Annotated in this window: 4 protein-coding genes; 1 reads left to right on the forward strand and 3 read right to left on the reverse strand. The window is 66.4% G+C overall.

Features of this window, described 5'->3' with window-relative positions; translation table 11 throughout:
* Positions 1-11 precede the first annotated feature (11 nt).
* Entirely contained in the window at positions 12-620 is a 609-nt protein-coding gene (locus G6020_RS01255; protein ID WP_182609400.1) for a hypothetical protein, read from the reverse strand.
* A gap of 69 nt (positions 621-689) precedes the next feature.
* Here G6020_RS01255 and G6020_RS01260 point away from each other — a divergent pair, with 69 nt between their 5' ends.
* A complete protein-coding gene (locus G6020_RS01260; RefSeq protein ID WP_182609401.1) occupies positions 690-1,835 on the forward strand; it encodes a plasmid pRiA4b ORF-3 family protein in 1,146 nt (381 codons plus the stop codon).
* Between the two features lie 82 nt (positions 1,836-1,917).
* On the opposite strand, the gene G6020_RS01265 is transcribed toward G6020_RS01260, so the two are convergent.
* Together G6020_RS01265 and G6020_RS01270 are read right to left on the reverse strand one after the other, a co-directional pair.
* Positions 1,918-3,195: a type II toxin-antitoxin system HipA family toxin gene (locus G6020_RS01265; RefSeq protein ID WP_347238280.1), complete on the reverse strand. Its 1,278-nt coding sequence runs from the start codon at positions 3,193-3,195 to the stop codon at positions 1,918-1,920.
* A complete protein-coding gene (locus G6020_RS01270; RefSeq protein ID WP_159110396.1) occupies positions 3,164-3,610 on the reverse strand; it encodes a helix-turn-helix transcriptional regulator in 447 nt (148 codons plus the stop codon). Before G6020_RS01270 ends, G6020_RS01265 begins: the two co-directional genes overlap by 32 nt.
* Positions 3,611-3,941 lie beyond the last annotated feature (331 nt).

Consider the following 3,941-nt stretch of genomic DNA (forward strand, 5'->3'; position numbering starts at 1 on the left):
GGCGGCCGTCGTCATCGCTTCCGCGCCGACACGTGCTCGACCTCGACGGACACCGGCCGCCACGAGATCCCGGGGATCGAACGCAGGGGAGCGAACGAGTCGGCAGCGCGCTGCCACGCGACGGACAGACTGTTCGCGATGAGGTCGGCGTCGGCGGGGTGGGCTCGCGTGGCGACGCGACGCAGGAGCTGGACGTCGGTGAGCTTGACCGTGACCGTCCACGTGATCGTCCCCCGGTCGTAGATCTCGGTGGTCACAGCGCTCTCAACATCGAGAACCCGGAACGCGCCCTCTTCGAGGAGTTCCTCCACACCGCCCGTAGGCCAGATCAGCCAGTTCAGTTGAGGCAGCGGCGGCAGGGTGGGATCGGGCCCCGCCTCCTCACTCGCCGGGTCCTCGATCACCGCACCGGAGAACGCATCGACCACCACGGTGTCCTTGAGGTACCGCGTGAGGGCCGCCGTTACCGTCGCCGCATCGACGATGGTCACCTCCGCGGTGACAGTGCAGGCCCACGTCTCGCGGTTCCTGCCGGGACGGGGCCGCGCAGGCGAGGGTTGCGGGGTGGGCTCAGGCGCGGACTCGGGTAGGTCGAACAGCCCGGGCTCGTCGGTGTCCATGGCAGGTGAGACTACTTCTCCAAACGGGGGCGTCCCAGCGCGCCGCTCGCATCTCGTATCGTCGGTGAGGTGACGCCCTCGACAGATCGCCCCTACGGACCAGGCGACCTCACCGCAGACGAGTTGAAGCACGCGGTTCTCGACGCATTGGCGAGCGCGGGAGTCCCGCAGACCGAGTTGATGGCCTCGCTGGCGGCCGGGGCTGACTATCAGTCCCCGTGGGACCGCCCGGCCGTCAACCGGCGGCACCCGAGGCGCGAGTCGCCGGTGACGTATCGCGTCAAGGTCGAGCTGCTGGACTCGTCCCCGCCCATCTGGCGACGCCTGGACCTGCGTAGCGACCTGGAGTTGCCGCGCCTTCACCTGATCCTGCAGGAAGCCATGGGCTGGACGAACAGTCACCTGCACGAGTTCGTCCACGCATCCTCGCGCCGGGACCGCGACGCCGAGCACTTCGCCTCCATGGACTACCCCGACGCCGGGGAGATGGGCGAACTCGACGAGGCTGACGTACGGCTCGACGAGCTGGCGCACAGCGTGGGCGATAGGTTCCTGTACCTGTACGACTTCGGTGACAGTTGGTGGCATCGCGTCACCGTGGAGAAGGTCCTGGAGCCCGACGACGACGACGACGAGATCCCGGATGCGACGGTGGTGGCAGGTCGCCGGGCATGCCCTCCGGAGGACTGCGGGGGGATCTGGTCATATAACGAGTGGATCGCCGGCGGCGAAGAGTTCGACTCGGATGGCTGGGGCCCGGAGGTACTCGAGTTCTGGGCCGGCTGGGACGCGGAAGAATTCGACCTCGAGGACGTTCAGCGGCGAGTGGTCGGAATCGCCGACACGCCAGCCACTCTCAGGGAAGTCCAGCGGGACGAGGCCGCGAAGCTGCAGATCCTGCTCGAACGGGTCGGCGACGGGGTCAAGCTCACCGCGGCCGGGTACCTGCCGCCGACGATGGTCGAGCAACTCATGGCCGACACCGGCTGGGACCGCACGTGGATCGGGAAGAACAATCGCGAAGACCTGACGTTCCCGATCTGGCAGCTGAGGGACTGGGCCCGCGCGCTGGGGCTGGTGCGTAAGTACAAGGGCGAGCTCCGGCCGACCCGCCGCGGTACCGCGTTGAAGAACGACCACCAGGCCCTCACCGAGCTGATCGCTCGCAGCTTGCCGCACGATCGGCTCTACGGCACCCCGCTCGACTGGTTCTGACCCGGCCGGTTCCGCGCGGCCGGGTTTATGCGGGCCGGGGGCGGGTGGCGGACCTCGTCGTCGTCGCCCCAGTTCGGTTCACTCAACCGAACCAGGCCAGAACCCGTCGACACTGGGCCTCGACCTCGGCCATAAGCGTGTCTGCCAACCGGTGTTCGTCGTCAGTGCGCGGGGGGTGCAGCTCGATGGCGGATCGGAGTGCCCCGGGCAGCTCATCGGCGTCGAGGTAGATCTGGGCGGTGAGCACGCTCGGATCGAGGTCGTTGGTCTCCGCAAAGGTGATCCAGTGGCGGAGGGTGATCTCGTCGTAGGCGTACCGACTCCCGATCTTCATGGCGAGTCTGCGCTGACTCCGTTGTGGTGAGTACGGGTAGATCGACGCGATGTCATAGAGCGGTGCGAGCCGGGGTGGGGAATCATCGGCGTGAAGAATCGCGTAATTCTTGGCATGGGCGTCGGTGGCGCCGAGCAGAAAGTTGATCGCAAGCGCTCGAACGAAAAGCCAGACGTCTTCCTCGAGGCGGAGCGCCCGCAAGAAGGAGATGACATCTCCGGGGGATGGGCCTCCATCGGCCTGGTACCTGCGCGACGGATGAACTGCGAGAGCTTGGCAGAGGTCCTCCTGATGGACACGGGTCACGGTTCCATCAACGGCGACATGGCGGTCCCACCGTCGGCTGATCACAGCGGGAGTGCCAGCGAAATCGACATAGTTCGTGGCGGCCGTCGGCAAACCGATTGTTCGGACGGCTTGCAGACACAGGACTTCGTTGTACGCCTGGCAGGGGAGATCGGTAACACCAGGCTTGATGATGTGCGTAGTGGGGATCGCGCCGGTCGCCTGATACCACTGGTCTGCTCGTCGGTGGAGAGCGACCTTCTCCTGAGCTCCTGCGAGCGACCAATGCTCGCCGCGGGCCTGCCAGGATGCCTGTCTGCTCGAGATCAGCTCGCGAAGTCTCCTGCTGATGTCGGCGTCAGACATCGGTACGAGGACCCCTTCGTCGAGTTCATCCATCGCATCGGGGCGGAGAAACTGAACAGCGCCGGCGCAATCGCGACCGACAGCGGTGAGGAGGGAAAACGTGTTGCCTGCGACGGCCCCGTGATGGCGGGCGATCTGGACCCGCGCGGCCTGGTTGTCGGGCAACAGTCCGTCGAGGAAGGGTTCGACCCGATCGGGGCCCCAGGCCTGACGGCGTCTGGGCATGGAGAGCGAGAGATTCCGTTCGGGGCCGTCGAGGTCGTAGGAGAACGAGTGCTTGCCATGACGGCCCTCCGTCAACGTCCCCAGTCTCTGTCCAGACAGTAGGACCGCGAGTTCCTTGTCAGGCATCGGAAGACCGCTGAGTGATGTCATCTGCGACGTCGCGTGCACGGTGGGCCGCCCGGATGGCGCGTGCAGCGGCAAGCGCTACTTCGCCAGGGGGGGCCACTTTTGCGGAAGTCAGGACTTCATAATCGTCCGCCGGTGTGTCGACTGCTTCGGGTGCCTCCATCGCCTCGACTGCATCGACCGCCTCGGGCAGGTGCCGCGGGTGGCGGGCCGACTCGGCGGGGGGCGTGTCCGAGTCCGGTACGGGATACGCCAGCCGGATCGTGACGTCCAGAACGTCCATCATCGCGAGCACCTTGCTCAGTGACGCATTGGGAGCGCGCCCGCTCTCGAAGAGGCTCACCCAGGAGCGTGTGAGATGGGCTGCCGCTGCGAGGTCGGCCTGGCTCATACCGGCGGCGAGACGGGCGTCCCTGACCGACGTAGCGATGTCGGTCACAGTCCGGGCCCTAGCGGCGAACGTTGCCATGACGCTCCTGAGGTTCGTTGTATCGATCGCAGCCTAGGTGTTCGGTTTACCGAGCACAAGGTAGTGTGTGCGCTATTTCGAACTTTGCGGTCGTCAAGCACCCTGTCCGGGTATCGGGGAGAGCCTTGTCGTCGTCGCTTTCAGGCGCGCAACCACAGGCCGAACTGTGTGCGTTACGACAGCGTGCGGCCGGTGAGTCACTTAGACGATGACGTCGTTCGTCGCCTCGCGGATGGGGCTCTCGCCGGTGGAGCCGTCGCCCCGCCGCGGAAGATTCACCCAGATGCGCAGCGGCGGCCCG

Source organism: Dietzia sp. B19, assembly GCF_014145155.1.
Taxonomy (GTDB): domain Bacteria; phylum Actinomycetota; class Actinomycetes; order Mycobacteriales; family Mycobacteriaceae; genus Dietzia; species Dietzia natronolimnaea.

What these genes read in the sequence shown, in the direction of transcription:
- G6020_RS01255 (WP_182609400.1), bottom strand. Translation starts at nt 620, where the DNA reads ATGGACACCGACGAGCCCGGGCTGTTCGACCTACCCGAGTCCGCGCCT.
- G6020_RS01265 (WP_347238280.1), bottom strand. Translation starts at nt 3,195, where the DNA reads ATGACATCACTCAGCGGTCTTCCGATGCCTGACAAGGAACTCGCGGTC.